We start from the raw sequence: 26,043 nt of genomic DNA, 5'->3' as shown, positions 1-26,043 counted from the left end.
GACCTGCAACTTCATTGCAATGACCTGTTGCCAACCGCCGTTCCCCATACGATCAGCACACTCGCCAATTTCTTGAGGCCGGCGCATTCGTCGAGCATCCGGATCACTAAAAAAGTATGGAGATGTGATGAACGAAGACGTTTTGTTGTACGACGTCGATGGGCCGGTTGCCCGTTTGACGCTGAATCGCCCGAAGGCGATGAATTCGCTGAATCTGGCCATGCTTTCCGAGCTGGAGCGCCGCCTGACGCAGATCGAGGCCGACGATGAAATGCGCGTGCTGGTGCTCACCGGCGCCGGCGCGGCCTTCTGTGCTGGCGCCGATCTGAAGGAAGTCCTGGCAGGCCAAAGCCTCGGTCCCGGTGAAGCGGATTTTCTCGATCGTGCGAATCAGGTGTTCGGCCGGCTGCGCAATTTCCCGAAGCCGGTGATCGCCGCGCTGAACGGCGTGACGATGGCGGGCGGCCTCGAACTCGCGATGTGCGCGGATCTGGTGGTCGCCGCCGAGAGCGCCACGCTTGCCGATGCGCATGCCAACTTCGGCGTGTATCCGGGGGCAGGTGGCGCGGCCGTCCTGCCACGACTCATTCCGCTCAACATGGCGATGTATCTGCTGCTGACCGGCAGGTCCCTGTCGGCCACCGAGATGAAGGCATGTGGTCTTGTCTGCGAAGTGCATCCGGATGCAGCGCTTGGCGAAACCGTACAGAAGCTGGCTGCACACATCGCGCGAAAGAGCCCGATTGCGCTGCGCCGCATAAAAGAAGTGGCGCGCCATTGCGCCGACAAAACGCGCGACGACGCCCTGCTTCACGAGCAGGTGATGCTGCGTCAGCACATGCGCACCTTCGACTTCCACGAAGGCTTGCAGGCTTTTGCCGAAAAGCGCGCGCCTCGCTTCCAGGGCCGCTGAATCACATCGAAACGGGAATAGAAACATGAGCGATATCTACGTGGTCGGCGTCGGCATGACTGCCTTTGGGCGCCACCTTGAGAAGTCCGTATATGACATGGTCGGCGAAGCGGTAGGGCTCGCGTTGAAGGATGCTGGTTGCGGCGCGGCCGACATCGGCTCCGCGTTTTACGGGACCATGACCAACGGCCAGTTTCAAGGCCAAACCGCGATCCCGGGGCCGATTGCGATGCGCCGCCTCGGTATTGAAGGTGTGCCGGTATTTACGGTCGAAAACGCCTGCGCCACCGGTTCATCGGCTTTCAACCTGGCGACGCTGGCGCTGCGTTCCGGCAGTTGCGATATCGCGCTCGCCGTCGGTGCTGAGAAGATGAATATTCCGGACAAGGCCAGAATGTTCGCGGCGTTCGACGGCGGTTGGGACGTATCGACGGTGGAGCACAACAAAGCAACGTTGCTTGCCATGGGCGAAGGTGTGACGCCACCGCCGGGCAGCATGTCGGAGCGCCCCTATAGCGTCTTTATGGATGTGTACGCCGCCATCTGTCGCAACCACATGCTGCGTTACGGCACCACGCAGCGGCAGATCGCTGCGGTCGCGGCAAAAAACCATCAGCACTCCGTGCATAACCCGCTGGCGCAGTTTCAGCAGGCCTTCAGCATCGATGAGGTATTGGCGTCGCCGCCGATCGCCTATCCGTTGACTACCTTGATGTGTTCGCCTATCAGCGACGGCGCGGCCGCCGTCGTGCTGTGCAATCAGGCGGGATTGAAACGCCTCAATGGTGCGGCCGGGCGCGCGGTGCGCGTGCTCGCCAGCGTCGTTCAAACCGGCTCTACACGTGGTCTGGATGAACCGCACAAGATCGTTGCACACCTCGCAGCCAAACGGGCCTACGAACAGGCCGGCGTGGCACCTGCCGATGTCGACGTCGCCGAGGTTCACGACGCATCCGCTATCGGTGAAATTCTCAATGCCGAGTCGTTGATGCTGGTGCCGTTCGGCGAAGGCGGCCCGGCAGCCGAGCGAGGCGATTTTACGGTTGGCGGCTGCATCCCAATCAACCCGTCCGGCGGCCTTGAATCGAAAGGGCATCCCATCGGCGCAACCGGTCTCGGTCAGATACACGAACTGGTGACCCAGTTGCGCGGTGAAGCGGACCAGCGCCAGGTGGACAACGCACGCATTGCGATCCAGGAGAACGGCGGCGGTCTTTACGGTATCGAAGAAGCCGTTGTGGCCATCACGATCCTCGCCAAACAGTAAGTCATTCAGGAAAGCCGAAAGATGGGACACGTATTTAGAACGGAAGAGCAACAAGGCGCGGTAGATGGATTGCGGCGCTATCTGGCGGACAAAGCCGATCCGCTGTTTAACAAGGCGTATCGCGACAGGTTCGTGCCGAAGGAGCAGATGGGCGAGTTCATGCGTGAGCTGAGCCAGTTCGGCCTGATCTCGGGTGTCGTCGGCGAGGAGCATGGCGGCCTGGGTCTCGACTGGCTCACGATGATCATGCTGTTCGAAGAAGTGGCGGCCACGTCGGTCGATCTGTCGGTGCCGGTGCTGATCAACAGCTTCTGCGCGCAGATGATTGCGAAACTGGCCCCTGCGCATCTGCGTGAACGCTATCTGCCGGGGTTGCTGAAAGGGGAATCGTTCTGCAGCGCGGCGATCTCCGAGCCTGACGTCGGCTCCAACGTGCTCGAAATCAAGACCCGCGCCCGGCGCGATGGTGATCACTTCATCATCAACGGCGAGAAGACCTGGATCAGCAACGGCGCGTATTCGGATTTTCTGATTTGCACCTGCCGAACAGGTGACGATCCACGCCGTGGCTTGACGCACTTCCTGCTGGACCGCAAAGAGCATCCGTACGAGGTCCGGGATATTCACAAGATCGCCTGGAACAGCCAGTCGACCACACAGATTTTCCTCACCGACGTTCGCGTGCCCGCCAGCAACATGCTCGGCAATGAAGGGGAGGCGTTGAAGAACACGCTGACGATGTTCGAACGCTCGCGCGTTTTCGTCGCGGCTCAAGGGCTCGGGATTGCCCGGCGCGCACTTGAAGAAGCGACGCGCTACGCCACGGAGCGCAAACAGCACGGCAAGGTGATTGCCGGGCATCAGTTGATCTCCGCGATGCTGGCCGAAATGGCCACGCATGTCGACGCCAGCCGTTTGCTGACCCAGCGTGCCGCATCGATGATCGAAGCAGGCGTGCCCGCTGAGATGGAAGCGGCGATGGCCAAATACTTCGCTTGCGAAGCAGCCGTGAAGATCGCCCGACAGGCGGTGCAGATTCACGGCGGCAATGGGGTCACCAAAGAGTTCCTGGTCGAGAAGCTGGCACGCGAAGCGATTGTCGCGCCGATTCCGGAAGGCACGACTCAAATCCAGCAACTGATCATCGGGCGAGCGCTGACCGGCGTCAACGCATTCTGATGCAGAGCGGTGCTCATCGCACCGCCCGCAAAAATCACGTTCAATTTCTCATCTTATACGGGGATCTCCCATGCGTATTCAGGACAAAGTCGTCGTTATCACGGGTGGCGCTTCAGGCCTTGGGCTGGCCACCGCGCTCTACCTCACGCAGGAAAAGGGCGCACGTGTCGCCATTTTCGACCTGAACGTCGAAGCCGGCCAAAAGGCGGTAGCCGATATCGGCGCTGATCGTGCGATGTTCGTGCAGACGGACGTTAGCAGCGAAGAGTCGGTACAGAAGTCGGTCGGCGAGGTCATGGCCCGCTTCGGTGCCATTCACGTCTGTATCAACGGCGCAGCAGTGCCGTCCGCATTCAAGGTGCTAGGCAAGGAAGGCAAGGCCGCGCCGCTGGCTAAATTCGCTCAGACCACGGCCGTCAATCTCAACGGCGTGTTCAACATGATGTCCAAATGCGCTGAGCAGATGGCGAGCAATGATCCCGAGGCCGGCGAAGAACGCGGCGTGGTGATCAACGTTTCGTCGGGCGCGGCGTACGAAGGTCAGATCGGTCAGAGCGCCTACGCGGCGACCAAGGCCGGCATTATCGGCATGAACATGCCGGCCGCGCGTGAGCTCGGCGCGATCGGGGTGCGCGTCAACGCGATCGCCCCGGGCCTGTTCCTGACGAGCATGGTGGCGGCGCTCGACGAGAAAGTACTGATGATGCTCAAGGAGCAGATGGAAGCGCCGAAGCGGTTGGGCGATATGCGCGAGTTTGCACACTGCTGCGCGTTCATCATCGAAAACGCTTACCTGAATGGCGAAACGATTCGTCTCGATGCGGCGTCACGTATGCGCGCGAAATAGGATTGAGTCGGAGGATCGATTCGATCCCTGAACGGTTGGTTCAAAGCTGGTGTTGGAGGAGATCAATAAGATGAGATTGGCAGACTATTTCGACGCGGTAGCGGCACTTCACCCGGACAATCTGGCTTTTATCGACGGCGCCACGCGCATGACGTATGGGGAGGCTCAGAAATACGTTCACGCGGTGGCCCACGGTTTGACGCGTGCGCGCGAGGGCGGCATGGGCACGCACGCGGCAATCTATGCGCCGAACGATTACCGGGTCAGTCTGCTGCACCTGGGTATCAACCTGGCCGACGCCGCGTGGCTGTCCGTCCACATTCGCAATTCGGTCGAGACCAATGCCGAGGTGCTCGATTACTTCGACACCGACATCGTGTTCTTTCACAGCTATTTTGAAAGCAGCGTTCCGGTGCTGAAGGCAGCGCTGTCTAAAGCGCGGGTCTACGTTTGCATTGACCGCGCGTCGGAATATGGGATGTCGATGGACGAGTGGCTGAAGGATTGCTGGAAGCCGTTTCGCAATCAGCCGGAAGACCCTGCTACGCGGGCTTTCCTGCAACCCACCGGTGGCACGACCGGGCCGTCCAAGGGCGCGGTGCACACGCATCGGAGCCTCGAGTTCATGGGGCTGGGACTGGCTTCGGCCTTTGGCATTACATCCGGCTCGCGGCATCTGTGCGTAGCACCGCTGACGCATGCCGCCGGACTGCTGGCGCTTGGCTTTACGATCAAGGGCGGTGTCAACATCATCTTGCCGGGTTTCGATCCTGAGGTGTTGCTGAGCGTGATCGAAACGGAAAAGGTCACTCACCTGTACCTGCCGCCCACCGCGGTCTACGGTCTGCTGGCGCATCCGAAGACGAGGCAAACGGATTTCTCGTCGCTGCAGGCGTTTATTGTCGGCGCTGCACCGATTGCGCCGGACAAGTTCAAGGAAGCGGTGCGCATGTTTGGTCCCATCATGTATGAAAGCTTTGGACAAACAGAAACGCTGGTGCCGATCCTGGTCAAAGGTCCCGCCGATTATCTGAAGGATGACGGCAGCTTCGACGAGGACGTGGTCAAAGCCGCGGGCAAAGCAGTCGACGTGGCGTGCCTTGCCATCATGGACGCAGCCGGCAATCTGTTGCCTGCCGGCGAACGCGGGGAAATCGTCGTGCGCTCGTCGATGGTCATGCAGGGCTACTACAAGAAGCCGGACGACACGGCTGCCGTGTCAACGTTCGGCTGGCATCACACCACCGATATCGGTGTGCGGGACGCACGTGGCTACGTCACCATCGTGGACCGCATGAAGGACATGATCGTTACTGGCGGCTTCAACGTCTTCCCCGTCGAAATCGAGAAAGTGATTCAGAGTCATCCCGCGGTTCTCGATTGCATTGTGATCGGCGTGCCGGATGACAAATGGGGCGAGGCGGTCAAAGCGGTCGTGCAGCGCAAGCCCGGGCTGGCCGTTTCAGAAGAAGAGATCATGGCGCTCTGCAAGGAGCATCTGGGCAGCACGAAGACCCCGAAGAGCGTCGAGTTCTGGGTCGACCTGCCGCGCAGCGCCGTGGGCAAGTTGCTCAAGAAAGACGTTCGGGAAAAGTACTGGGGCGCGCAGTGGCGATCGGTATGAGTGCGGTTGCAACGACGCCCCGGCTGCATGCCGGCTGAAGCGCAAGGCGCGGCGGCATCGGGTACTCAAAGGTGCTCGATTGAAACCGCGTCGTGAAGGAGGGTGAACGGGAATGCCGACATGAAAGACGCCATTGAGAATCTACGGGATGTATTGGGCCGGCAGCGTGAAGCGTGCCTCGCTAGCCCCTATCCTGAACTGAAGCAACGCAGGCGCGAGTTGAAAGCGCTGCGGCAGGCACTGAGCCGCTATCAGGATCAACTCGCAACCGCGATGAGCGACGATTTCGGTCGCCGCTCCCCGTTCGAGTGCAAGATGCTGGACGTGATGTTTCCTGCGTTGCAGATTGACCATGCGCTCGCCAACCTGCGCCGCTGGATGAAACCCCAAAAACGGCGCACCGACTGGCTGTTTCTCGGCAATGACGCCAAAGTGGTCTACCAGCCGAAAGGTATCGTTGGCGTGATTGCGGCATGGAACTTTCCGGTTGTCGAGGCGGTGGGGCCGATGATCATGGCGCTTGCAGCGGGCAATCGGGTGATGATCAAGATGTCGGAGTTCTCGCCACGCAGCACGGCGATTCTGAGCGAGATGCTGGCAGAGATATTTCCTGAAGATCAAGTGGCGGTATTCGGCGGTGGTGTCGATGTCGCTCAGGCTTTTGCGAGCTTGCCCTTCGATCACATCGTGTTTACCGGGTCGCCTGCCGTCGGCAAGGAGATCATGCGCGCGGCCTCGGCCAATCTGACACCCGTTACGCTGGAATTGGGCGGCAAGTCGCCGGCTATCGTTGCGCCGTCTGCGAACATGGCGGCCGCGGCGCACTCGATCGCTCACGGCAAGGCATTCAACGCCGGGCAGGCTTGTGTCGCGCCGGACTATGCGCTGGTGCCGCGCGATCGGATGGACGAGTTCGTTGCCGCGGCGGTGAGCGCATTTCAATGCATGGTTCCCAACCCGGTCGACGATCCGGAGTACACCTGCATCGCGTCCGACCGCCACGCGAAACGCGTGCATGAATTGCTCGACGATGCCCGCGCCAAAGGCGCCACGGTGACCTCGTGCGGCACCGGAAACGGCTGGCGAGTCGTACCCATGCAGATCGTGACGGGGGTGACGCCGGATATGCGCATCATGCAGGAAGAGCTGTTCAATCCGATCCTGCCCGTGGTGGCCTGCGATTCGCTGGACGAAGGCATCCGGTATGTCACGGCGCGGCCCCGTCCCCTGGCGCTGTACTACTATGGTACGCACGCGGATGAAATCAAGCGGCTGGAGCGCGACGTTCACGCCGGTGGCATGACTGTCAACGATTGGGCATGGCATGTGTTCCAGGGTGACTTGCCGTTCGGTGGTACTGGCAATTCGGGAATCGGAAGCTGGCGTGGACCGGAGGGATTCAGATCCTTGTCGCACGGCAAGTCGGTGCTGAGGATGAGGCGCTGGTTCCCGATCAATCTGTTCCGTCCGCCCTACGGCACGCGCGTTCAGCGGTTCATCGCGACGTTGTTCCTCGGGCATGCTGACCCGGCATTGAACATTCCATGTTCATACGGGATCGGCCGCGTCGGTTCCACGATGCAAGAGACCAGCGGGGAATCGATATGAGGACCTTTCATCTGATGTCCACGCGCGGGGTTGCCGGCACCAGTGCCTATCAGGACTCGAAAGCCTATGCGTGGACCGTGTTCGCCCTGAGTTTCGGGCTGATCCTCTCGGACTACCTGTCACGCCAGGCGGTCGGCGCCGTATTCCCTTTCCTTAAGCCCGTGTGGGGCGTATCGGATTCGCAACTGGGCGCGCTCGTCAGCATCGTCTCGCTGGTGGTCGGCGTGATGACCATTCCGTTATCGCTGATCGCCGATCGTTGGGGGCGCGTGAAGAGCATTACGCTGATGGCGTTCGTCTGGTGCTTCGCCACGATCGCATGTGGACTGACGACAAGCTACACGCAAATGCTCGTGGCCCGCGCGATGGTCGGGTTTGGCGAAGCCGCCTACGCGGCGGCTGGCGCAGCGTTGCTGGCTCACACCTTTCCGAATGACAAGCGCTCCGCTGTCCTGGGGGCGTTTCAATCGGGTGGCGTGTTTGGTTCGGTCCTGGGTGTGGTGATCGGCGGCGCGGTCGCAAGCCAGTTCGGCTGGCGCTATGCTTTTTTCGCGGTCGGCGCGCCGGGTCTGCTGCTCGCTGTTCTCTACCCGCTGTTTGTTCGCGACTACCAGGTTCCGGCTTTGCATCAGGGCGCTTCCGGCGCCCCCGTCAATCGACGGCTGCGTTTTACCGAGGTATTCAGGCAAGTGTTCGTCGCGCGCTCCGGCAACTTTACATTCGCCGCGTTCGGCCTGCAGATGGGGATACCCGCCATTCTGATCGCCTGGGTGCCAACGTACTTCAATCGCTTCTACGGCTATGACCCGAAGATGGCGAGTCTGATCGCGGCGGTGGTCGTACTCGTGCTGGGTCTGGGCATGCTCTTTGGCGGCGGCGTGGCCGATTGGCTGAGCAACGGGCGGCCACGCTATCGGGCGCTCGTGCCGGCCGCTTACGCGCTGATTTCCGCGTTGATGCTGTTCGGGGCGTTCGCGTTGCCACCTGGTGTAGCCGGGCTAGTGCTGCTGATCGGCGGTGCGCTGTTCGCCGCCGCGCATGGTGGCGCCGCGGTGGCGATGCTGATCGACGTCACCAATCCTGCCGTTCACGCCACGGTGACGGCGACCGCGGTGTTAGGCGCCAATCTGCTGGGCACGGCGCCGGGTCCCTATCTGGTGGGACTCCTGTCCGATGTGACAAACCTGCGGACAGCGCTCACTGTCGCACCGTTGATGTCGCTGGCCGCGGGGATTTTATTTCTGCTTGCCGCGCGTTACTACGAAGCGGATATCGCCGCGAGGAATGCTGCCGGCTAGACCCGGCAGCCGTTTGTGTCTGCAGCCACATGCCGCGCGCTTCTGGCGGCATTCTCAAAGACCACCCCTTTAACCGCAATGACAGGCGCCGGATTCACTCGTCTCATACGATAAGCCATCGACGCGAAATGGCCGGAGCCGGCCGCGTCGCAATGGCGTTTCGATGATGATTCAGCCAAATCTCAAGCGGGTTGCCTGCTCGTCAAAGGTGATAGTCATGAATTCTACTTCGCATTACTGGGTGGCCCGCGGCCACTGTCAAGCATGAATACCGAAGCCGCGGTATCGCTCACTGGCATTCATCTAATGGCAAAGCCGATTGGCGCGCTGTGCAATCTGGATTGCGGCTATTGCTTTTACCTCGAGAAGCAAAACGCGTTTCCGCCGCGCGAGCGCTTTCGCATGTCGGACGAGGTCCTCGAGGCCTACGTCCAGCGATACATTGCGGCACAGTCGGCGCCTGAGGTCGAATTCACGTGGCAGGGTGGCGAGCCCACACTGCTGGGGCTGGAATTCTTCGAGCGCGCCGTTGCATTGCAGCGCAAGTTTTCTCAGGGCAAGCTGATTCGCAACACCTTGCAAACCAACGGCACGTTGCTCGACGACGAGTGGGGCGCGTTTCTCCGACGCGAGCGCTTCCTCGTGGGTGTCAGTCTGGACGGTCCGCGTGCGCTTAACGACGTGGCGCGCCCTGACAAACGCGGCGCGTCGAGTTACGACGATACTGTGCGTGGTTTGGCTGTCCTCGCGCGTCATGGCGTGGATTTCAATGTGCTGGTTACGGTATCCAGCGCCAATGTGCATCAGCCGCTGGAGATCTATCGCCATCTGAAGGAACTGGGTGCGGGCTTTATCCAGTTCAATCCGGTTGTTGAGCGTGTCGCTCAACCGGAGGAAAAGGTCATTGGACTGCATTTCGCCGTGCCCCCGTCTCTCCGTATGTCTGCCGTCGCGAACACGAAACCCGTGGCTCGGATGGAAACAGCCGTGACGTCGCACACGGTGAGCGCGCTTGCGTACGGTGCATTCCTGACCACGGTGTTCGACGAATGGGTTCGTCACGATGTCGGCGCGGTTCATGTGATGAATTTCGAGTGGGCTCTCGCGTCGTGGTGCCAATTGCCCGCCGGTGCGTGCATTTTCAGCCCGCGTTGCGGCAAGGCTGCCATCGTCGAACATGACGGCAGTGTCTACTCTTGCGACCATTTCATGTACCCGGAATATCGTCTCGGCAATGTGGTCTCCGACGACCTCGCGACCATGATGTCGTCGCCGGCACAAACCGACTTCGGCATGGCGAAGGAAACCTCGCTTCCCACCGAATGTCTGCGTTGCGAATTCCGCTTCGCGTGCAATGGCGAGTGCCCCAAGAACCGCTTTATCGAAAGCGCTGATGGTGGGCCACGCCTCAATTATCTTTGCGCCGGCTATAAGGCTTATTTCCGCCACATCACGCCCGCGATGAACATCATGGCGCGCCTGCTAGAGCAGGGAAAGCCGGCGGATGAGGTCATGGAGGTCTTGCAGATTGCTGTTGATAGAAAGTGATGCAGTACAAAAAATTCTGGTTCCCACGTGGATGCCGGATCGGGTAATCCAAGGAGACAAAATGAAAAGGGTTTTTGCAGCAGCGATCGCATTGGCAACGGTTGGTAGTACTGCGTATGCACAATCGTCGGTGACGTTGTATGGGGCAGTAGATACGGGGTTGCTTTATCAGAACACTTCGGCGGCTTCGTACAGTCCCGCCGCGCCGAATGCGGGCCACATTTTTAAAATGAAAGACGGCGGAATTTATACCAGCATGCTCGGATTCAAAGGAACGGAAGACCTCGGCGGCGGGTGGAAGGCCAACTTCAAATTGCAAGGCGCGTTTGACAGCACCAGTGGCAAGTTCGGTTTGAGCGGTACCGCCGGCGCGGCGGCGCAATTCAATCAGGAGGCGTCGGTTGGCCTGGCTGGCCCGTACGGGTCGCTCACCATGGGCCGGCAGATCATTCCGATGACCTATGCGATGGCGTACACCGATGTGCGCCAGGGCGGCTACTTCGGCAGTATCTTTACCGCGCTGGTCAGCATGAATTCGGCTGCCGGTTGGCCCGGAACCAGTACGAATGCACAACTCGGAGCGGTCTTCGACGACAACGCAATCGTCTATGTCTCGCCGAACTTCGGCGGCGTGACGGCCAGCCTCGAATATGCGCCGGGTGGCGTAGCGGGGCAGGCGCAAGGTAGTACGCGGGAATCGGCGGTTTTGCAGTACGACAACTATGGGCTCAAACTCGCGGCGGCCTACTACAACGGGCACGATACCAACCCCAGTCCGACCAGCGTGGCGACCGGTCTGGACAACAACCGGTTCTACTACCTCGGCGCGTTGTATTCGATCAACGGCTTCAGTGTCAGCACATCGTTTAGCAATGGCCGCAATCCCGCGCATCCCAAAACCACTAATTTCGACATGATTTCAGGCGGCTTCGGCTATCGGTTCACGCCGGCTTTCGGCGTCACGAGCGGCGTGTATTACATCAAGGACGAATATAACTCGGCGAACAAGTCCATCGAATATGTGCTTGGCGTGGACTACAGTCTTTCGAAGGCCACCACGCTGTATGCTCAGGTAGGCTTCGTGGACAACCAGGGCAAGATGAATCAGTCGGTGGAATATGGGCAGCCTGTCGCGCCAGGTATCAATACGACGGCGGCGATGGTTGGCATCAGAAAGCGGTTCTGACGGCTTCCACCAGGCGCCACTCCATGTTGTCATTCATGGTCCAGTGGCTGATGTTGCACGGCTTTACGCATTCTTTTCGAACAACGAAAGTTCGCGACGCCTCGTACACCCTGTTGAGAGAGCCGACGAACGGCTCCTGATCGTGGGGCGAGTTCGAATGTTCGGGGTGTTGCTGTGCTTTAGATAAGAAGACTTGCCCAGAAACGTGTTCGTCGAAGCGGTTATAATTTATCGCCGCTTCGTCGACTGGGTACCGATGTTGAGTGTTTCGGACTTGAGCAACGGGTAATTTTCGTATCGCGCAAGCAGCCAAAAACTGTTGGTTGCAACAATTTTCGTGCATCGTTACAGCAGTTCAATCACCGAGGAAGGCATTCGTATCCGGTGGTGCGGCTGGGCTTCAAACCCAGTTGAGGGCGTCAGACGCTCTCAGGTCGGTTCGACTCCGGCTGCCTTCCGCCGTAGCTTCCACAGACATCCTGTAGATCACCGTTGTCTAGGTAACCATAAAACTTCCGCCAGGAAGTCAACCGGTTTAAACCTGCCTGCCCGATTTTCATCTCGTCACATTCCGATAGAGCAGCACGAGGAGGTGCGCCGTGCTATGTGTCATCGCGTGTTTGCGCTGGCCTGGTTCAGCCAGTGATGCGCCACGCCCGACGCTTGCGTCAACGGGCAATCTCGCAGATTTCCCGATAGCGCCCTCCCGGGAGCCTTGCCACGGAACCATCCATGCATCAGATGTGCTGGCGGGGCATCGTAGCGCTAATCGGCTGCGGATGCAGTTGAAGAAACGCAGTTGTGGCATCGCGGGCACGTGCCGCGACTTCGCGTGAACTCGGCCGCTCGGCGACGCCGAGCAGCAGGCCGACCATCAAATTGCCCCACAGCAACCCGCCGAACTGTTCGGCGAGTTCGGCAGGACGGCCATTGAGATGTCCGGAGGCCTGGGCCCGGGCCATGATTTGCCGCAAGGCGGCACGGCTCGTCTCCCGCCCTATGGAGTCGAGCGCGTGCGCCACCTCGGGCGCATGGACCGCCTCGGCGATCGCCAGTCGGAATACCGCAATGACCGTTGGATCAGTTATCTCGCGGACAAGCTGCGTCCCGAGGGAAGTGAGTACCTCCGCGAGGGTCTCGCGATCGTGCGGCACGGGCAAGTCAGCGGGTACCTGCAGTCGCGTGGCGCGCGCGCTGATGCATGCGATCAGCATTTCCTTCTTGTTGCCCACCAGCGCGTACAGTTCTCGTTTCGAAACGCGCGCGCGCGTGGCGATCTCAAGCGTGCTGCTCGCCGCGTAGCCACTCTTCATGAACGCAGCGAAGGCTGCATCGAGGATACGCGCGCGCACCTCAGTTTCGTCGCGGCCTTCCTGACGCTCCTTTGACAGCGATACGGTGGTCATCATTTCCCCTCTTGACAGTCGGTACCGCACAGTACCATACTGGCGCAACCATCTGGTACCTACGGGTACCAAACCCGCCGGGAGATTATCATGCTGCCGCAACTCTGCTTTTTCGTGAGCATCGCATTCAGCTTTATCGCGTGGGGGATCGTCGCGGCGCGATACATCTGGCCCAGACTCCGCCTCCTGCGACGGGCCGAAGCGCTGCGGCCTCTTCTCATCCTGCACAGCTTCCGTTTCATTGGGTTGGCATTCCTCGTGCCAGGCATCGTGTCGCCCGAGTTGCCGTCTGCCTTCGCCTATTCCGCCGCCTGCGGGGACCTTGTTGCGGCGACACTCGCGGTGCTCTCGCTGGTATCGCTGGTATCGCTGCCAGGCGGGGCTGGCATTGTCATCGCATGGGTCTTCAACCTTTGGGGCTCTGTCGATCTCCTGAACGCGTTCTACCAGGCCAATGCTGCCGGGCTCATGGCGGGGCAGTTGGGCGCCGCCTACTTCATTCCAACGCTCGTTGTGCCACTACTGCTGATCACGCACGGGCTCGTCTTCCGGATTCTTCTGCAACATCAACGTCAGTCCGCAATGCGGGAAACCGGCAGCCCCGCGACTTGAACCTGGCGGTGCGCTGATAGCACCTGGCTTCTCCCTCTGCGAGGAAGAAGATGGCATGGGGTTGCACATCGGAGTCGACATCTGGTTCCTGGAAACATCTATCCCCGCCCCAGCCATGAAAGTACTTCGTCCTCAAGACGCACGATGCGAAAACGCCACAGGGAAATGCGTGGCGACAAACGCTGCAACGTCATCGGCGAGCATGCGATGCGTGCGAGCGGTGGGATGCAGCATGTCCCAAAACACGAACGTATCCGGATTCTTGCACTCTGGCCGCGGCATATGGCTCTCCATGAAGTTGGAAAAGCCGGTGCGATTGATATCGAGGCACGAATCGGTAGCGTTCTGAAAGCCGTATGCGGCCGGATTCTGGAACAACCGGTTAAAGAGCGCGTTGGCATCGAAAAGCTGAATGTTCACGCGCGCACCGTATTCCGTCCGCATCGCGGCGATCGCCGAATCAAGTTCCGCGTTGACCACCCGCACCTTCGACGCCACGTCATCTTCACCTGGTTTGAGCTTGAAGATAGGCGCTCGCGAGATGTCCGGCAAGTTCAGCACAAGAATGTTCTTCGCCCCGCCAGCGATCAACACCTGCAGCGCTTGCACTTCTTTCCCGACAATTTCGCGTGGGGAGGTACCAAAGAAAATCAGATCGTTGCCCCCGATCAGGACGGTGAAAAGCGTTCGACCGGGATCATAGGACGGATCTTCGCCGGTGGCTCGCCGCCACTGGCGCGACTGTGACAGAAGGCCGGGAACCTTGGCCCAAGGCAGCACTTGTCTGTCGGACACGCCAACGCCGCCAACTGCCCAGTCGTATAGCGGGACCTGCAAATCGCCAGCAAGATCCTCGACCCAGTTATGGCCGTTCGTGAAGCGTCCAGCGAACCACGAAGTACCATTCGGAATCTGCCACCGTGACGCGTTGTACATGTTGTGTGTATCGGAGAGGCTATCGCCAAACGCGACTACACGGTCAATGCTTGTGCCGCCACTATTGGCGTCTGGTTTCCACGTGCTGTAGTCGAACGCAAACGCGCGGTTTCCCGCTGAGTACATTGCCAGGCCGGTGTCGATTCCATGGCTACGCAGCGTGTCCTGGCACAGCGAGTCTAATGCCGCTTGAGATTGGTCGGTATAGAAGAGGCGTTGCCAGTGATAAGCTTCGCCGCCATGCCATTGGCCCGAAAGACGATAGAACCAGTTTGTTGTTGGGTCTGTCGCCCACACGTAGTGGGTGTCGAGGCGAAAGGGAGAATGGCTCGTCCGATAGTAGCAACGCAGGTAGGTCGAGGTCTGTTGGGCATGCTCAGTGGCGTCAGCGTTGGCGGTCGCCAGCGTCGTGGGGGTGCCTTTTTGAATTGGCAGACCGTCAGATAACGATGTTGCCGTGTGGCCGGTCCGAACCGATAGGACCGCGAACAGGCCCATCATGCAGACGAGCCAGCATTTCTTGTAATTCGTCATGTCTGAAAAGCGCATGGTGCGCCCTGCTGTTTGTCTATTCACCCGGCACGCGATCTGGATGTACGGAGGGGTACATCGTGAGTCGACGCCGCCAGTTCGCGCCTGACACCCGTCTGCCCCAATCCGGTCGATATGGCAAGGGCATTTTCGCCGGTGCGAATTAGCGCTGAATGATTGGGATCGGAAGCATCTGTTCGCGTCGCCCCGTGGCAAGCGTGGCGTATGAATAACGTGCGCGCCGACGTAATTGCCAGATGATTCGCCCATGTCTGTCCAGCACTGCAAATAAGCAACACTCCACTGCAGATTGCTATGCGTCAATAAAATCACAGGCTATGCTTCTGTTCACGAATTTGCTCCAGTCGGCTCACTAATCTCCGTGGATCGCTGATGAAAAAAATCGTCATTTTGAGTGCCGTTAGCGCACTTCTCGCTGCTGCGACATCGTCGGCATTCGCGCAAAGCTCAGTCACGCTATATGGCATTGTCGATGAAGCCGTCCGATACCAGACGAACGCCGGCCCGGGTGGCAATGACCAGGTCGCCATGACATCTGGCCCGGAAACCCACAGCCGCTGGGGCTTGAAGGGCAGTGAGAATCTGGGGGACGGTTGGTCCGCAGTCTTCCACCTCGAAAACGGTTTCGAGGCCTTCGATGGACAACTGCACGTCCCCAACACACTGTTCAGTCGACAGGCTTACGTAGGTCTTTCGAACGACAAGTGGGGTGCGCTGACTTTCGGCCTGCAATATGCACCCGCCTACGACACCTTGGGTGATATCTTCGACCCGTTGACCGTTGGCAACTACTGGCAAAACAGCTGGCCGTATAACGGCATCGGCAGTTACCTGGAAATCAACAACGCGGTCAAGTACAAAGGCACCTTCGACAACCTGGCGATCGATGCCCTCTATGCCTTCGGCAATCAGCCGGGCGCCCTCGGCCTCGGCGCTATCTACGCCGTGGAGCTGACGTACACGTACGGTCCCGCCATGCTCAACGCAGGTTTCCAGCAGGTTTCCGTACCGACGTCCGCGACGGGCTCGGCGGTTGGCAGCAGTGTCGGCAGCGCAGTCAACGGCGGCAAGACCAACTTCCTGCACATCAGCGGCGCGTATCAGATTACTCACGATGTCCGCTTGCTGGCCGGCTGGCTGCACGGCCAGGACCAGACTGGTTTGACCGATAAAAACATGCAACAGGCTGGCGCGCCGGCACTGAAGGGTGGCAGCCCCAACCGCATCGACGACACCTGGTACGTCGGTGCGAACTGGAAAGCCATCGATCCACTGCTGTTCACATTCGCCTACTACTACGGGCACACGCGCAATGCCGAGTTGCTCGACGGCACGCTCGGTAGGGGCGTGAACCAGTCAGCTACGATTCTTGCCGAGTATTCGTTCTCAAGGCAGTCGGAAATCTACGCGATCACGGACTGGGCGCGTGGCACCGGGGCCTTCTCCGCCGACTACCCGGGCGGTGTCAATTCCGCCGGCGTTCCCACCAACACGATTGGCCGAACCAACCAGCTCGGCGTGGCAATCGGGCTTCGCAAGATGTTCTAAAGACGCGTCATACTAGTCATACTAGATCCGGGCGTCTTCAGGGCGCCAATCTGCCCGCGGTCGCACCGACGGAGAGAACTGTCTCGCCATCACCGGCAAGGTCGCATTGGTAAATGATCGGCGTATAGGCGCCGACGTCGTTCTGAAACTCGGCCTTGTCGCCAATGTATGTGATGGAACCGCCCCGTTCATCGGTCCAGCGAAAGCGACTGAACTTCATCTCGTCGGTGCCGTTCGTCCATCTCACGATGTGCGTCGCAAGTCGCTCGATCGGATTCTTGCAATAGATGCCGGCCGCAACGGTCCCTTTGTCGCCGCGACATTGCAGATCGTCCTTGCTACACGACTGGGCTTGATTCGCTGCGTCGCTGCCGTTCTTAACGCTATTGTCCGAAACGCAACCCCAGGTGATCAACGCACCGACTATCAGCACCCCCCAGCCGCTCAACATTTTGCCGGCGTCGTTCTGCAGCTTTATCACCGACGCGCCACACTTGACGCACCTCGTCGCCTTGTCGCTAACCCCGTTCCCGCATTCCTTGCATTTGACCAACGCCATGAGTTCCTCCGATCAGTTTTCTGGGGCTCGTCGCAGTGCGTTGCTTTCTATCGCTACAGTCGGGCAGCCAGTTCTTCTCGAACGTCATGGGGCCGACGTAGTCGAGTGTAACCGGCGTGCATTGTAAAAGTACGTTGAAAAGATCGAAAAATAGCGGGTGAGGCACGTACCGTGTCGGCCGCGTTGTTGAGACAACTCGACCATCACTGCAATGTGACAGTGCCATTTCACACAGTACGACGGCGCATGTGCTGCGCGGAAGCATCCCCTATTGATTCCCCTCCTTTCTGCCCTGAAATCCTTCCCGCAACGCCTCAATCAGCGCCTCGCCTGCCGGCTGTATGGCGCGGCCCTTGGCCCGAGTGATCGAAATCGTGCGATAGAGGCCACCGGGAGCGATGTGCGCAATACCGAGCGCCCTCATATCAAATAACGAAAGCATGCCGACGGGCATGAATGTAATGCCGAATCCCGCCTTGACGAGAGCCAGCACCGAGATCGCGTTGTGTGTCTCGAACGAAGGATGAAATGGCAGTGCTTGCGCTGCGTAGGCCTTGGCAAGCATTTCGTGAGTCGCGGTTTCGCGCGGCAGCGTGAGCAAGGTGTACTCCGACGCCTGAATAAGCGTGACGGTGCCCGCCTGCACGAGCGGATGGTCCTTCGGCGCAACCAGGACGAATTCTTCATCACTCAACGGCTCGCAATCGAAACGATCATCCGTATCGGCAGACGGGGTCACGGCGAAATCGATTTCCCCGAGGTGTACGCGGTCCAGCGCACGACCGAGCAGGTCGTCGTGCAGCACGACTTCAATACCCGGCCAGCGTTTGCGGAACTGTTGAATGATGGAAGGGAGGAGCGCGCTGGCGATGGTCGGCGTTGCACCGAGCACAACGCGCCCGCGCTTGAGACGGGCTTCATCCCTGAACTCCTGCGCAAGCATGCGGAGTTCGGCCATCGCCTGCTCCGCGCGAGCGACGAGCCGCTCGCCGTGACTGGTGATCGTGACCTTGCGCGTCGTACGATGAAAAAGCTTCACGCCGAGCACGTCCTCGGCGTGGCGTATGCGAGCCGAGACCGACGGCTGGGCAATGCCTAATGCGGCGGCTGCAGCGCGAAAAGATCCGTGTCTGGCCACGGCGAGAATGGCCTCGATATCGCGCGGACCGATATTGATAGGGTTCATCGATCAATTTATAGAATAAAAAGCCTTTTTCTGTCAATCGTCCATTCCTAGAATGCCATTAACGGTTGGCGCGACTCGCGCTCCGTACGCAAAACAGCGTGGCCGTTGCGATCGGGCGCGCTCAGGAGACGAGACCTCATGTATTCCAGAGAAGCAAGCATGATTACGAAACGCATTCCGCATGGCCTGATGTATGAAGACTTCGAACCCGGGAGACAATTTCGCCACCACTGGGCTCGCACGTTCAATGACGCCGATGCCACCGCGTACAGTGCGATGACCCTGCAGTACAACCCGATCTACTTTAGCGCGCCGCATGCGGCGGCCGCCGGATATGACGGGATTCCCGTGCATCCCATGTTTGTCTTCGCGACGACAGTTGGACTGTCCGTCGAGGATCTGTCGGAAGCGGGCGGTCCGTTCCTCGGCGTCGAGGATGTCATTTTTCAACAGGCCGTCTTTCCGGGCGACACAATCAGCGCGCACTCGGTGGTGACGAGCCGGCGCGCGACTGAGTCTCGTCCCGGCTGGGGCGTCGTCGAATGGCATACCAGGGCGCTCAATCAGCGCGGCGAGCCGGTGATCGAATTCCGGCGGCGCAATCTCTCGCGGATGCGTTCGATTCCGCAACAGGTGGCCAGCTAAGCAGTCAGGTCAGACGGTTCAACGGGAAGAATGGAAATGAAGATAGATAGCATTACTGAGTTTACCGACGAGCTTCGCGAACTGCAGCAGGCAACGCGCGACTTTGCCGAAGCTGAAATCGCACCCGTGGCGCAGAGGCTTCACCTGGCCGGCGAGGAGATACCGGACAGCCTGCTGGCGAAGATGCAGGAGATGGGTTTCTTCCGCGTGCTCGCCTCGCCCGAGTATGGCGGACTGGGGCTTGGCGCACGCGCTGTGGCACTTGTGACGGAGGAACTCAGCCGGGCCTGGTTTAGTGCAGGTGCGCTTCCAGCGCGCAACTGGGGACTTGGCGTGCTGCTCGAAAGATTCGGCACGCCTGAGCAAAAGAAAAAGTGGCTGCCTGGAATCGCATCTGGCGAATTGCAGGCGGCGCACTCGGGCACAGAGCCGGAGGCAGGTTCGGACGCAGCAAACATCAGGACGACCGCCACCTTGCGCAACGGGCGCTATGTGGTCAGCGGTACGAAGCAATGGTGCACGCACGCCAACCGCGCAGATCTGATCTCGCTCTTTTGCCGCACGGGACGGGACGCCGGCAAGCACGGCGGCATTAGCTTGCTGCTCGTCGAGAAGGCCCGCGGTGAGCAGTTCGTACCGCCGACACTGACCGGCAGCCGGATCGAGACGATCGGCTACCACGGCATGCACAGCTACACGCTCTACTTCGATGAGCATGAGATTCCTGAGGAGAACCTGCTTGGCGGCATTGAGGGGATCGCTTTCAAGCAGTTGATGGCGATCTACGAACTCGCTCGCCTGCAGTTTGCGTTTCGTTGCATTGGCCTTGCACGGGCCGCATATGAAGCGGCGCTCGAGCATAGCCAAAACCGCGTGCAGTTCGGTCAGCCCATCAGCCAGTTCCAGGCGATACGCCACAAGCTGGCCGATATGGCGACGCAGATCGAGGCGGCTCGCCAGCTTGGCTACATGGTCGCGCGGAAGATGGACGCGGGCTGCCGCGTCGATCTCGAGGCCGGCATGGTCAAGCTCTTCGCATCGGAAATGGCGCACAAGGTTTGCCACGACGCCGTGCAGATACATGGCGGAATGGGTTTTGCCGTCGAGACTCCCGTCAATCGCTACTGGCGAGATTCCGGTCTCTGCACCATCGGCGAAGGTACGAGCGAAATCCAGCGTGAGGTGATTGCGCGACGACTACTGGGAGAGAGGTAAATATGAGTCACGGTACCTACTTCGAGGACTTTAGCGTCGGTGAATTGTACGAGCACACCAGGGGACGCACTGTCACGAACTACGACAACTATGCGCTCACCCATCTGTCGATGAATACGGCCGAAGCCCATTTCAATCTGGTCTACAGCCGCCAGGCGCTCGATGGACGGTTCTCCGAGCGCATCGTCGCTGGCCCGTGCACGCTTGGTCTTGTCATCGGCCTGACAAGCCAGGACATGAGCGAAAACGCATTTATGGATGTGGGTCTGACAGCTTTGCGCTTACCCAATCCGGTCTTTGCCGGCGATACGCTCCACGCGAGAAGCGAAGTGCTGGCGCTCACCGACGACCGGCCCGACAGCGGCCTGTTGCGCTATCGCTTCAGCGCGACCAATCAGGATGGCAAGACCGTCGCCGAAGGCGAGCGAACAGTACGCCTCAAGAAGCGTTCGGCATGGGCTCAAAGGGATGAAGCCGTGATGCCCGGTCATGACATGGGAGAACAATCGTGAGCACTGCATTGTCGGGAATTACCGTCGTGGATTTGACGCAGGGCGTGTCGGGCCCCTTTGCCACGCGCCTGCTCAGTCAGATGGGCGCGCGCGTGATCAAGATCGAACGTCCCGGTACGGGCGATCTCATTCGCTACTGGGATGACATTGTTCACGGCATGTGTTCCGGCCATGCATGGGTCAACCCGGGCAAGGAGAGCGTGGCGCTGGACCTGAAGAGCGAGAGCGGACGCGCCATTCTTCACCAGTTGATCGAGCGCGCGGACGTGCTCATCGAAAACTTCGTTCCGGGCACGGTCGATTCGTGGGGACTGAATTACGAAAAGGTCAAGGCGATCAAGCCGGATGTCATTTATTGCCACATCTCCGGTTTCGGCCAGGAGGGACCGTATCGTGATCGCGCGGCGCTCGATCTGATCGTGCAGGGCGAGGCGGGTCTCATCATGACCAATGGCACGCCCGAAGCGCCATCGAAGATTTCCGTGTCGCTCTGCGACATTGCAGGCTCGATGTACGCGACGATTGCCATTCTTGAAGCACTGTTTCATCGCGAGCGAACGGGGAGAGGGCAGGACGTTCAGGTTTCGCTGCTCGACTCCGTGCTCACGTGGACCGGCTATTTCCCTTACATGGTCTGGTACGGCAATACGCTGCCGAAGCGCGTCGGTCTGCATCATCACACGATGGCGCCATACGGCCCATATCCGTGCGGAGACGGGCGCATGGTGATCGTGGCTGCCGGTGGCGGTCATGTGGAGATGTGGCGCAAGTTCTGTCAGGCGATCGAGTGTCCGGACCTGATCGACGATGCGCGATTTGCCACCAACGCGTTGCGCCTTGCCAACCGGGACGCGCTCGACGAGCGGATCTGCCTGGCGATCGGCTCTCGCGAGCGCGCGTACTGGCTGGAGCGCTTCCACGCTTGTGGCATTCCCGCCGGCGCCATGAACGACCTCGGCGAAGCGCTGGATCATCCGGCCATCAAGGCGCGGGACCTGATCAAGGAAGTGGACAGCGCGGTCGGCAAGGTCAAGGTGTTCGACTTCCCGCCGCAGTCGTCGGAACTCGAATCAGTCAACAGGCTGGGCCCGCCCGTACTCGGCGAGCATACGGCCAGTGTGCTGACAGAACTCGGCATCGACGCCGCGACGATCGAAACACTCGAATCGGCCGGTGTCGTGCAATGCGCCGCATCGAAGAAGGAGACGTCTCATGTTTGATTCGTCCGCGAATGACGCGACACTCGCGTTGGCCCGCTTTGCCGCAACGACCGGCCTGGAAAGTGTGCCGGTGGCCGTACGCAGCCGGCTCAAGGCCTGTCTGCTCGATTTCATCGGCAACGCCGCGTTCGCAGCTGTCAATGCGGAGAGCAGCGCTGCATTTCGTGCGGGCGCTATAGCGTTGCAGGGCGGGACCGACGATGCAACCGTAGTTGGTGACACGCAGGGATATTCGTATCTGCAAGCTGCGTTGCTCAACGGCGCGTTCGCTCATACCCTCGATTTCGACGATACCAACGTATGGGGCTGCCTACACCCCGGCGCGCCAGTGATCGCTGCCGCGATGGTCGAGGCCGAACGCATCCACGCCACCGGGAAACGATGGCTTGCCGCCCTGGCGGTCGGTTACGAAGTCGCGACGCGTATCGGCGCGGCCTTGGGCAGCACGGCTTACGATCGCGGCTTTCACGTCACGTCGGTCGCCGGCATCTTCGGCGCCGTGGCGGCTGTGGGCCGGCTGCGTGGCGTGGATGCCGGCACGCTTGCCAGCGCGTTGGGCATCGCTGGGAGCAAGGCGGCAGGCTCCATGCAGTATCTCGCGAATGGCTCGTGGAACAAGCGCCTGCATCCGGGCTTTGCCGCGCACGACGCGCTACTTGCACTCGCATTTGCGCAGGCCGGGGTGGTGGGTGCCGCTGCGCCGATTGAAGGTCGATACGGACTACTCGCGGGGTACACGAACGAGGCGACGCCATCGGCGCTCACGGATCGTCTCGGTGAGTGGTGGCCGTCGGGTGAGACGGCAATCAAGCCATTTCCGTCCTGTCGCTTCAATCACGGTGCAATCGAAGCTGCGTTGCAATTGCATGAACTGCTCGGTACCGACGCGCGCAAGCGTATCGAGGCCGCGCTGCGCGAGGGGACGCGGCTCGAAGTGCGTCTGTCGCCCAAAGCCGCGCAGATCGTCGGTGAGGCAACGCCGAACAAGATAGACCCGCGCAACATCGTCGATGCGCAGTTCAGTGTGTACTTTCAGATTGCGGTGGCGTTGCTGGACGGTCGTTGCAACTGGCAGAGCTACGAGCGCATCGGCGCAGCGGACGTCGCGGCGTTGTGCGCGGCCATCTATGTCGTGATCGATGCGCAGTCGCCCGTCATGGGAGCGGTGTTGTCGTTCGCCGGGCACGTGGTGCGTATCGACGAGCCGCTGGGTGAATCGTCGCGGCCATGTGATGGCGCGTCGCTTGGACGCAAGTTCGATGGCCTCGCCGTGCCGGTGTTTGGCGCGGCGCACGCCGCCCGGATCGCGCAGCGCGTGGCGGCTCTCGAAGACGAAACGGATGTGTCGGCGCTGATCCGGCAATTTCGCAGGAGCGTGCAATGACAGGGTTTTACCGCCGTAGTCAGCTTGTCACGCCAGCGAGCAGCGACAAGCTGCTGCAAAAAGCGCTGGCGATCGACTGCGATTCGCTCGTCATCGATCTCGAAGACGCCGTCGCGCCCACTTTCAAGCATGAGGCGCGCGAGGTGCTGCGTCGGGCGCTGGCCCATGCTGTGCCCGGCAGACGTGAACTGTGCGTGCGTATCAACGGTCTGGAGACGCCGTGGTGTCTCGACGATCTGCTCGCCCTGGAAGGGTTGCCGATCGATGCGGTGGTGGTGCCGAAGGTGCAGGGTCCCGAGGATCTGTACGTGTACGACCAGTTGCTGCGGCAGCTCGAACTGCGCGACGGCCGCCGTGGGTTGACGTTGCTTGCGCTGATCGAGAGCGCGGGCGGCGTGGAAAACGCGCTGTCGATTGCACGCGCGTCGCCACGCTGCCGCGCGCTGATTTTTGGCGTAGGCGATTTCATCGCCCAGACCGGCATGGCGTTCGACGAGCAGGCGCTGCTGCCCGTGCGGTCGCGCATCGTGACCGCCGCGGTCGCGGCTGGCGTGCAGGCCATCGATCATGTGCATCCCGACGTGGCGGACGCCGAAGGACTGGTGCGCGCCGCTCAGGCCGGCAAGAAGCTCGGCTTTACCAGCAAATGGGCGATCCACCCGCAACAGGTGAAGCCGATCGAGTCTGTGTTCAGCCCCGACCAGGATGAAATTGCCAATGCGCGCCGCACGATTGCGGCGTATGAGGCGGCACAGCGCGACGGCCGCGGCGCAATCATCGTGGATGGCCTGCTGGTCGACGAGGCGGTCCTCAAGATAGCGCAGCGCAAATTGGCGCTGGCACAACGCATCGCTCCAGAAGGCGAGGCGCAATCTACATAGACATACTTCGTAATACCAGGCAAGCCGGAATTGCCGAAGGTTCAACTACCGGACTTTGCCAGGAAACTTCCATTGAGAGGACTGACACCATGAGCCATCCAACCGACTTCAGCGAAATTCGGGAACGAGCCGGCTATACCAGCGACGAAGACGTGCGCAAGCGCAAATACCCGACAGACTTCAAATGCATCCGTGACGAAGTCAGCGCGGAAGAATGGCAGGCGCGAGTCGATCTGGCAGCCTGCTACCGGCTTATCGACGCCTACGGGATGAGCGATCTCATCTACAACCATATTACCGTGCGGATTCCGGGAACTGAGCATCTTCTTATCAACCTGTACGGGATGACGTACAAGGAAATCACCGCCTCCAGCCTGATGAAAATCGACGTTGAAGGCAACATTATCTGGAAGCCTGACACACAGTACGGTCTGAACTCCGCCGGCTATGTCATTCATGGCGCCATCCATACCGCGCGTCCAGAAATGAACTGTGTCATCCACACGCACACGCGTGCCGGAATGGCTGTTTCGGCGATGAAGTGCGGACTGCTGCCGGTCACGCAGCATGCGATGAGGTTTCACGGACACGTTGGCTATCACGACTATGAAGGCCCAGTTCTCGACCTGGGTGAGCGCGAGCGTCTCGTCAAAAACCTCGGACTGCATAACGCGCTGATCCTGCGTAATCACGGCCTCATTACGTGCGGCCCCAGGGCTGCGGAAGCATTCAATCTGCTCTACCAGCTAGAAATGTCCTGCCGGGCCCAGGTAGATCTCATGGCCGCGGGCGCGAGCATCAACCTGCCGTCGCCGGAAGTGATCGAACGGACGGCGAGCATCTTTCAGCCAGGAAAGATCCGCTCCTACGGCATTCTTGAATGGCCAGCCATGTTGCGCCGTCTCGAAGCCGAGCAGCGAAACAACGGGTATCCGCAGTATGACCAGTGAACGCCTGTTAATCCCAATTGACCATGTCGAAGGAAGAACCCATGACCACGAATGTTCCTGACAGGCTAGCCGTGTGTCCCGCACCAGACCCGAACCCGCGCGCGCCGACGCGCTTGCGCATGCCATGGGGCGCAGTCGACACGCATGCACATGTGATTGGCGCACCGCCCGAGTACCCGCTGATTGAAAACCGAAGTTATACGCCGCCGCCGGCAACGGGAGAAGACTACTTTCGCATGCTCGCTGCGACAGGCGTGACCTTCGCCGTGCTCGTGCAGGTGAGCGTGCATGGCACGGACAACCGTCTGTTGACGGACATGCTCGGCCGGTATCCCGAACGATTGCGCGGTATTGCAGTAGCCCCGCACGACTTGCCCGAACGTGAGTGGCTGAAAATGAAAGAGGCGGGTGTCGTGGGCTTGCGTCTCAATACCTTGTCCGGTGGCGGCATCGGGCTCGATCACTTGGATAGCTACGAGGCGCTCTGCGCGGAGCTCGGCTGGCATTTGCAATTCCTCACGGATACGAGCCGACTCGACCCCGTGGCGTCGCGCCTTTCGAAGTTGCGAGTGCCCTACATCATGGACCACATGGGGCATTTCGCAGTGTCAGACGGACTTGAGTCGGCAGGCATGCAATTGATGCTCAAGCTGATGGCGGACGGCGCGTGGGTCAAGCTCTCGGGCGCATACCGCGTCTCAGACGCGCCGGACTACGCGGACACCGTGCCTTTCGCGCAGGCTTTGATCGAGGCGGCACCTGACCGGTGCGTGTGGGGTTCGGACTGGCCGCATCCTGCGTATTGGGGGCCAATGCCGAACGACGGCAACCTGCTCGATCTCCTCGCGGACTGGGCACCGGACGAGGCGATTCGCAACGCCATTCTCGCGGACAACGCCCATCGGTTATACGGTTTTCCAGACTCGCCCGTTGTTGGCCAGGAATAGCCATCGCGGCAGGAAACGAA

The 26,043-nt window shown here is 60.2% G+C and carries 23 protein-coding genes and 1 tRNA gene; 20 read left to right on the top strand and 4 right to left on the bottom strand.

Annotated elements, in window-relative coordinates:
* Window positions 1–127 precede the first annotated feature (127 nt).
* From PQR27_RS30635 to PQR27_RS30590, 10 genes are all read left to right on the top strand, one after another.
* The gene (locus PQR27_RS30635; RefSeq protein ID WP_408527316.1) at window positions 128–913 is read left to right on the top strand and encodes an enoyl-CoA hydratase/isomerase family protein; all 786 of its coding nucleotides are present in this window, start codon (window positions 128–130) and stop codon (window positions 911–913) included.
* Window positions 914–938: 25 nt separating this feature from the next.
* A complete protein-coding gene (locus PQR27_RS30630) occupies window positions 939–2,180 on the top strand; it encodes a thiolase family protein (RefSeq protein ID WP_408527315.1) in 1,242 nt (413 codons plus the stop codon).
* A 21-nt stretch (window positions 2,181–2,201) separates the two neighbouring features.
* On the top strand, window positions 2,202–3,359 hold the full coding sequence (locus tag PQR27_RS30625; RefSeq protein ID WP_408527314.1) for an acyl-CoA dehydrogenase family protein: 1,158 nt from the start codon (window positions 2,202–2,204) through the stop codon (window positions 3,357–3,359).
* A gap of 70 nt (window positions 3,360–3,429) precedes the next feature.
* A complete protein-coding gene (locus PQR27_RS30620; RefSeq protein WP_408527313.1) occupies window positions 3,430–4,206 on the top strand; it encodes an SDR family NAD(P)-dependent oxidoreductase in 777 nt (258 codons plus the stop codon).
* Between the two features lie 70 nt (window positions 4,207–4,276).
* Window positions 4,277–5,830 (top strand): class I adenylate-forming enzyme family protein, encoded by a 1,554-nt coding sequence (locus PQR27_RS30615; RefSeq protein WP_408527312.1) that lies wholly within the window; start codon window positions 4,277–4,279, stop codon window positions 5,828–5,830.
* A 120-nt stretch (window positions 5,831–5,950) separates the two neighbouring features.
* Window positions 5,951–7,438 (top strand): coniferyl aldehyde dehydrogenase, encoded by a 1,488-nt coding sequence (locus PQR27_RS30610; RefSeq protein ID WP_408527311.1) that lies wholly within the window; start codon window positions 5,951–5,953, stop codon window positions 7,436–7,438.
* Window positions 7,435–8,736, top strand: a complete 1,302-nt coding sequence (locus tag PQR27_RS30605; protein WP_408527310.1) for an MFS transporter — start codon at window positions 7,435–7,437, stop codon at window positions 8,734–8,736. The genes PQR27_RS30610 and PQR27_RS30605 overlap by 4 nt, the downstream gene beginning before the upstream one ends.
* A gap of 264 nt (window positions 8,737–9,000) precedes the next feature.
* Window positions 9,001–10,284 (top strand): anaerobic sulfatase maturase, encoded by a 1,284-nt coding sequence (locus PQR27_RS30600; protein WP_408527309.1) that lies wholly within the window; start codon window positions 9,001–9,003, stop codon window positions 10,282–10,284.
* 61 nt (window positions 10,285–10,345) lie between these two features.
* Entirely contained in the window at window positions 10,346–11,470 is a 1,125-nt protein-coding gene (locus PQR27_RS30595) for a porin (RefSeq protein WP_408527308.1), read from the top strand.
* A gap of 366 nt (window positions 11,471–11,836) precedes the next feature.
* A tRNA-Sec gene (locus tag PQR27_RS30590) sits at window positions 11,837–11,929 on the top strand.
* A 278-nt stretch (window positions 11,930–12,207) separates the two neighbouring features.
* On the opposite strand, the gene PQR27_RS30585 is transcribed toward PQR27_RS30590, so the two are convergent.
* Window positions 12,208–12,879 (bottom strand): TetR/AcrR family transcriptional regulator, encoded by a 672-nt coding sequence (locus PQR27_RS30585; RefSeq protein ID WP_408527307.1) that lies wholly within the window; start codon window positions 12,877–12,879, stop codon window positions 12,208–12,210.
* Between the two features lie 87 nt (window positions 12,880–12,966).
* Here PQR27_RS30585 and PQR27_RS30580 point away from each other — a divergent pair, with 87 nt between their 5' ends.
* Window positions 12,967–13,488, top strand: a complete 522-nt coding sequence (locus PQR27_RS30580) for a DUF8737 domain-containing protein (RefSeq protein ID WP_408527306.1) — start codon at window positions 12,967–12,969, stop codon at window positions 13,486–13,488.
* A 132-nt stretch (window positions 13,489–13,620) separates the two neighbouring features.
* Here the strand turns inward: PQR27_RS30580 and PQR27_RS30575 are convergent, their stop codons facing one another.
* Window positions 13,621–15,288: an SGNH/GDSL hydrolase family protein gene (locus PQR27_RS30575; RefSeq protein WP_408527305.1), complete on the bottom strand. Its 1,668-nt coding sequence runs from the start codon at window positions 15,286–15,288 to the stop codon at window positions 13,621–13,623.
* A 60-nt stretch (window positions 15,289–15,348) separates the two neighbouring features.
* Between PQR27_RS30575 and PQR27_RS30570 the strand changes: the two genes are divergently transcribed.
* Entirely contained in the window at window positions 15,349–16,524 is a 1,176-nt protein-coding gene (locus PQR27_RS30570; RefSeq protein WP_408527304.1) for a porin, read from the top strand.
* Between the two features lie 37 nt (window positions 16,525–16,561).
* Here PQR27_RS30570 and PQR27_RS30565 read toward each other — a convergent pair whose 3' ends face one another.
* Window positions 16,562–17,083: a zinc ribbon domain-containing protein gene (locus tag PQR27_RS30565; RefSeq protein WP_408527303.1), complete on the bottom strand. Its 522-nt coding sequence runs from the start codon at window positions 17,081–17,083 to the stop codon at window positions 16,562–16,564.
* 268 nt (window positions 17,084–17,351) lie between these two features.
* Window positions 17,352–18,269, bottom strand: coding sequence for a LysR family transcriptional regulator (locus PQR27_RS30560; RefSeq protein ID WP_408527302.1), 918 nt, complete (start codon window positions 18,267–18,269; stop codon window positions 17,352–17,354).
* A gap of 138 nt (window positions 18,270–18,407) precedes the next feature.
* Here PQR27_RS30560 and PQR27_RS30555 point away from each other — a divergent pair, with 138 nt between their 5' ends.
* From PQR27_RS30555 to PQR27_RS30520, 8 genes are all read left to right on the top strand, one after another.
* A complete protein-coding gene (locus PQR27_RS30555; protein WP_408527301.1) occupies window positions 18,408–18,914 on the top strand; it encodes a MaoC family dehydratase in 507 nt (168 codons plus the stop codon).
* 36 nt (window positions 18,915–18,950) lie between these two features.
* The gene (locus tag PQR27_RS30550) at window positions 18,951–20,129 is read left to right on the top strand and encodes an acyl-CoA dehydrogenase family protein (protein WP_408527300.1); all 1,179 of its coding nucleotides are present in this window, start codon (window positions 18,951–18,953) and stop codon (window positions 20,127–20,129) included.
* Between the two features lie 2 nt (window positions 20,130–20,131).
* Window positions 20,132–20,641 (top strand): MaoC family dehydratase, encoded by a 510-nt coding sequence (locus PQR27_RS30545; RefSeq protein ID WP_408527299.1) that lies wholly within the window; start codon window positions 20,132–20,134, stop codon window positions 20,639–20,641.
* Entirely contained in the window at window positions 20,638–21,861 is a 1,224-nt protein-coding gene (locus PQR27_RS30540) for a CaiB/BaiF CoA transferase family protein (protein ID WP_408527298.1), read from the top strand. Before PQR27_RS30545 ends, PQR27_RS30540 begins: the two co-directional genes overlap by 4 nt.
* Window positions 21,854–23,245: an MmgE/PrpD family protein gene (locus PQR27_RS30535; protein WP_408527297.1), complete on the top strand. Its 1,392-nt coding sequence runs from the start codon at window positions 21,854–21,856 to the stop codon at window positions 23,243–23,245. Before PQR27_RS30540 ends, PQR27_RS30535 begins: the two co-directional genes overlap by 8 nt.
* Window positions 23,242–24,126 (top strand): HpcH/HpaI aldolase/citrate lyase family protein, encoded by an 885-nt coding sequence (locus PQR27_RS30530; RefSeq protein ID WP_408527296.1) that lies wholly within the window; start codon window positions 23,242–23,244, stop codon window positions 24,124–24,126. The genes PQR27_RS30535 and PQR27_RS30530 overlap by 4 nt, the downstream gene beginning before the upstream one ends.
* Before the next feature lie 152 nt (window positions 24,127–24,278).
* A complete protein-coding gene (locus PQR27_RS30525) occupies window positions 24,279–25,076 on the top strand; it encodes a class II aldolase/adducin family protein (RefSeq protein WP_408527295.1) in 798 nt (265 codons plus the stop codon).
* 41 nt (window positions 25,077–25,117) lie between these two features.
* Entirely contained in the window at window positions 25,118–26,023 is a 906-nt protein-coding gene (locus PQR27_RS30520; RefSeq protein WP_408527294.1) for an amidohydrolase family protein, read from the top strand.
* The last annotated feature ends 20 nt before the right edge of the window (window positions 26,024–26,043 follow it).

This window comes from Paraburkholderia fungorum, assembly GCF_046027215.1.
Classification (GTDB): Bacteria; Pseudomonadota; Gammaproteobacteria; order Burkholderiales; family Burkholderiaceae; genus Paraburkholderia; species Paraburkholderia fungorum_D.
This window is presented reverse-complemented; position numbering and strand designations above follow the sequence as displayed.

Excerpts from the sequence above, each read along its gene's own strand:
- PQR27_RS30520 (WP_408527294.1), top strand. The coding sequence starts at position 25,118 with ATGACCACGAATGTTCCTGACAGGCTAGCCGTGTGTCCCGCACCAGAC.
- PQR27_RS30560 (WP_408527302.1), bottom strand. The coding sequence starts at position 18,269 with ATGAACCCTATCAATATCGGTCCGCGCGATATCGAGGCCATTCTCGCC.
- PQR27_RS30595 (WP_408527308.1), top strand. The coding sequence starts at position 10,346 with ATGAAAAGGGTTTTTGCAGCAGCGATCGCATTGGCAACGGTTGGTAGT.
- PQR27_RS30535 (WP_408527297.1), top strand. The coding sequence starts at position 21,854 with ATGTTTGATTCGTCCGCGAATGACGCGACACTCGCGTTGGCCCGCTTT.
- PQR27_RS30600 (WP_408527309.1), top strand. The coding sequence starts at position 9,001 with ATGAATACCGAAGCCGCGGTATCGCTCACTGGCATTCATCTAATGGCA.
- PQR27_RS30615 (WP_408527312.1), top strand. The coding sequence starts at position 4,277 with ATGAGATTGGCAGACTATTTCGACGCGGTAGCGGCACTTCACCCGGAC.
- PQR27_RS30570 (WP_408527304.1), top strand. The coding sequence starts at position 15,349 with ATGAAAAAAATCGTCATTTTGAGTGCCGTTAGCGCACTTCTCGCTGCT.
- PQR27_RS30610 (WP_408527311.1), top strand. The coding sequence starts at position 5,951 with ATGAAAGACGCCATTGAGAATCTACGGGATGTATTGGGCCGGCAGCGT.
- PQR27_RS30550 (WP_408527300.1), top strand. The coding sequence starts at position 18,951 with ATGAAGATAGATAGCATTACTGAGTTTACCGACGAGCTTCGCGAACTG.
- PQR27_RS30635 (WP_408527316.1), top strand. The coding sequence starts at position 128 with ATGAACGAAGACGTTTTGTTGTACGACGTCGATGGGCCGGTTGCCCGT.
- PQR27_RS30580 (WP_408527306.1), top strand. The coding sequence starts at position 12,967 with ATGCTGCCGCAACTCTGCTTTTTCGTGAGCATCGCATTCAGCTTTATC.
- PQR27_RS30530 (WP_408527296.1), top strand. The coding sequence starts at position 23,242 with ATGACAGGGTTTTACCGCCGTAGTCAGCTTGTCACGCCAGCGAGCAGC.
- PQR27_RS30565 (WP_408527303.1), bottom strand. The coding sequence starts at position 17,083 with ATGGCGTTGGTCAAATGCAAGGAATGCGGGAACGGGGTTAGCGACAAG.
- PQR27_RS30620 (WP_408527313.1), top strand. The coding sequence starts at position 3,430 with ATGCGTATTCAGGACAAAGTCGTCGTTATCACGGGTGGCGCTTCAGGC.
- PQR27_RS30605 (WP_408527310.1), top strand. The coding sequence starts at position 7,435 with ATGAGGACCTTTCATCTGATGTCCACGCGCGGGGTTGCCGGCACCAGT.
- PQR27_RS30555 (WP_408527301.1), top strand. The coding sequence starts at position 18,408 with ATGTATTCCAGAGAAGCAAGCATGATTACGAAACGCATTCCGCATGGC.
- PQR27_RS30585 (WP_408527307.1), bottom strand. The coding sequence starts at position 12,879 with ATGATGACCACCGTATCGCTGTCAAAGGAGCGTCAGGAAGGCCGCGAC.
- PQR27_RS30630 (WP_408527315.1), top strand. The coding sequence starts at position 939 with ATGAGCGATATCTACGTGGTCGGCGTCGGCATGACTGCCTTTGGGCGC.
- PQR27_RS30625 (WP_408527314.1), top strand. The coding sequence starts at position 2,202 with ATGGGACACGTATTTAGAACGGAAGAGCAACAAGGCGCGGTAGATGGA.
- PQR27_RS30545 (WP_408527299.1), top strand. The coding sequence starts at position 20,132 with ATGAGTCACGGTACCTACTTCGAGGACTTTAGCGTCGGTGAATTGTAC.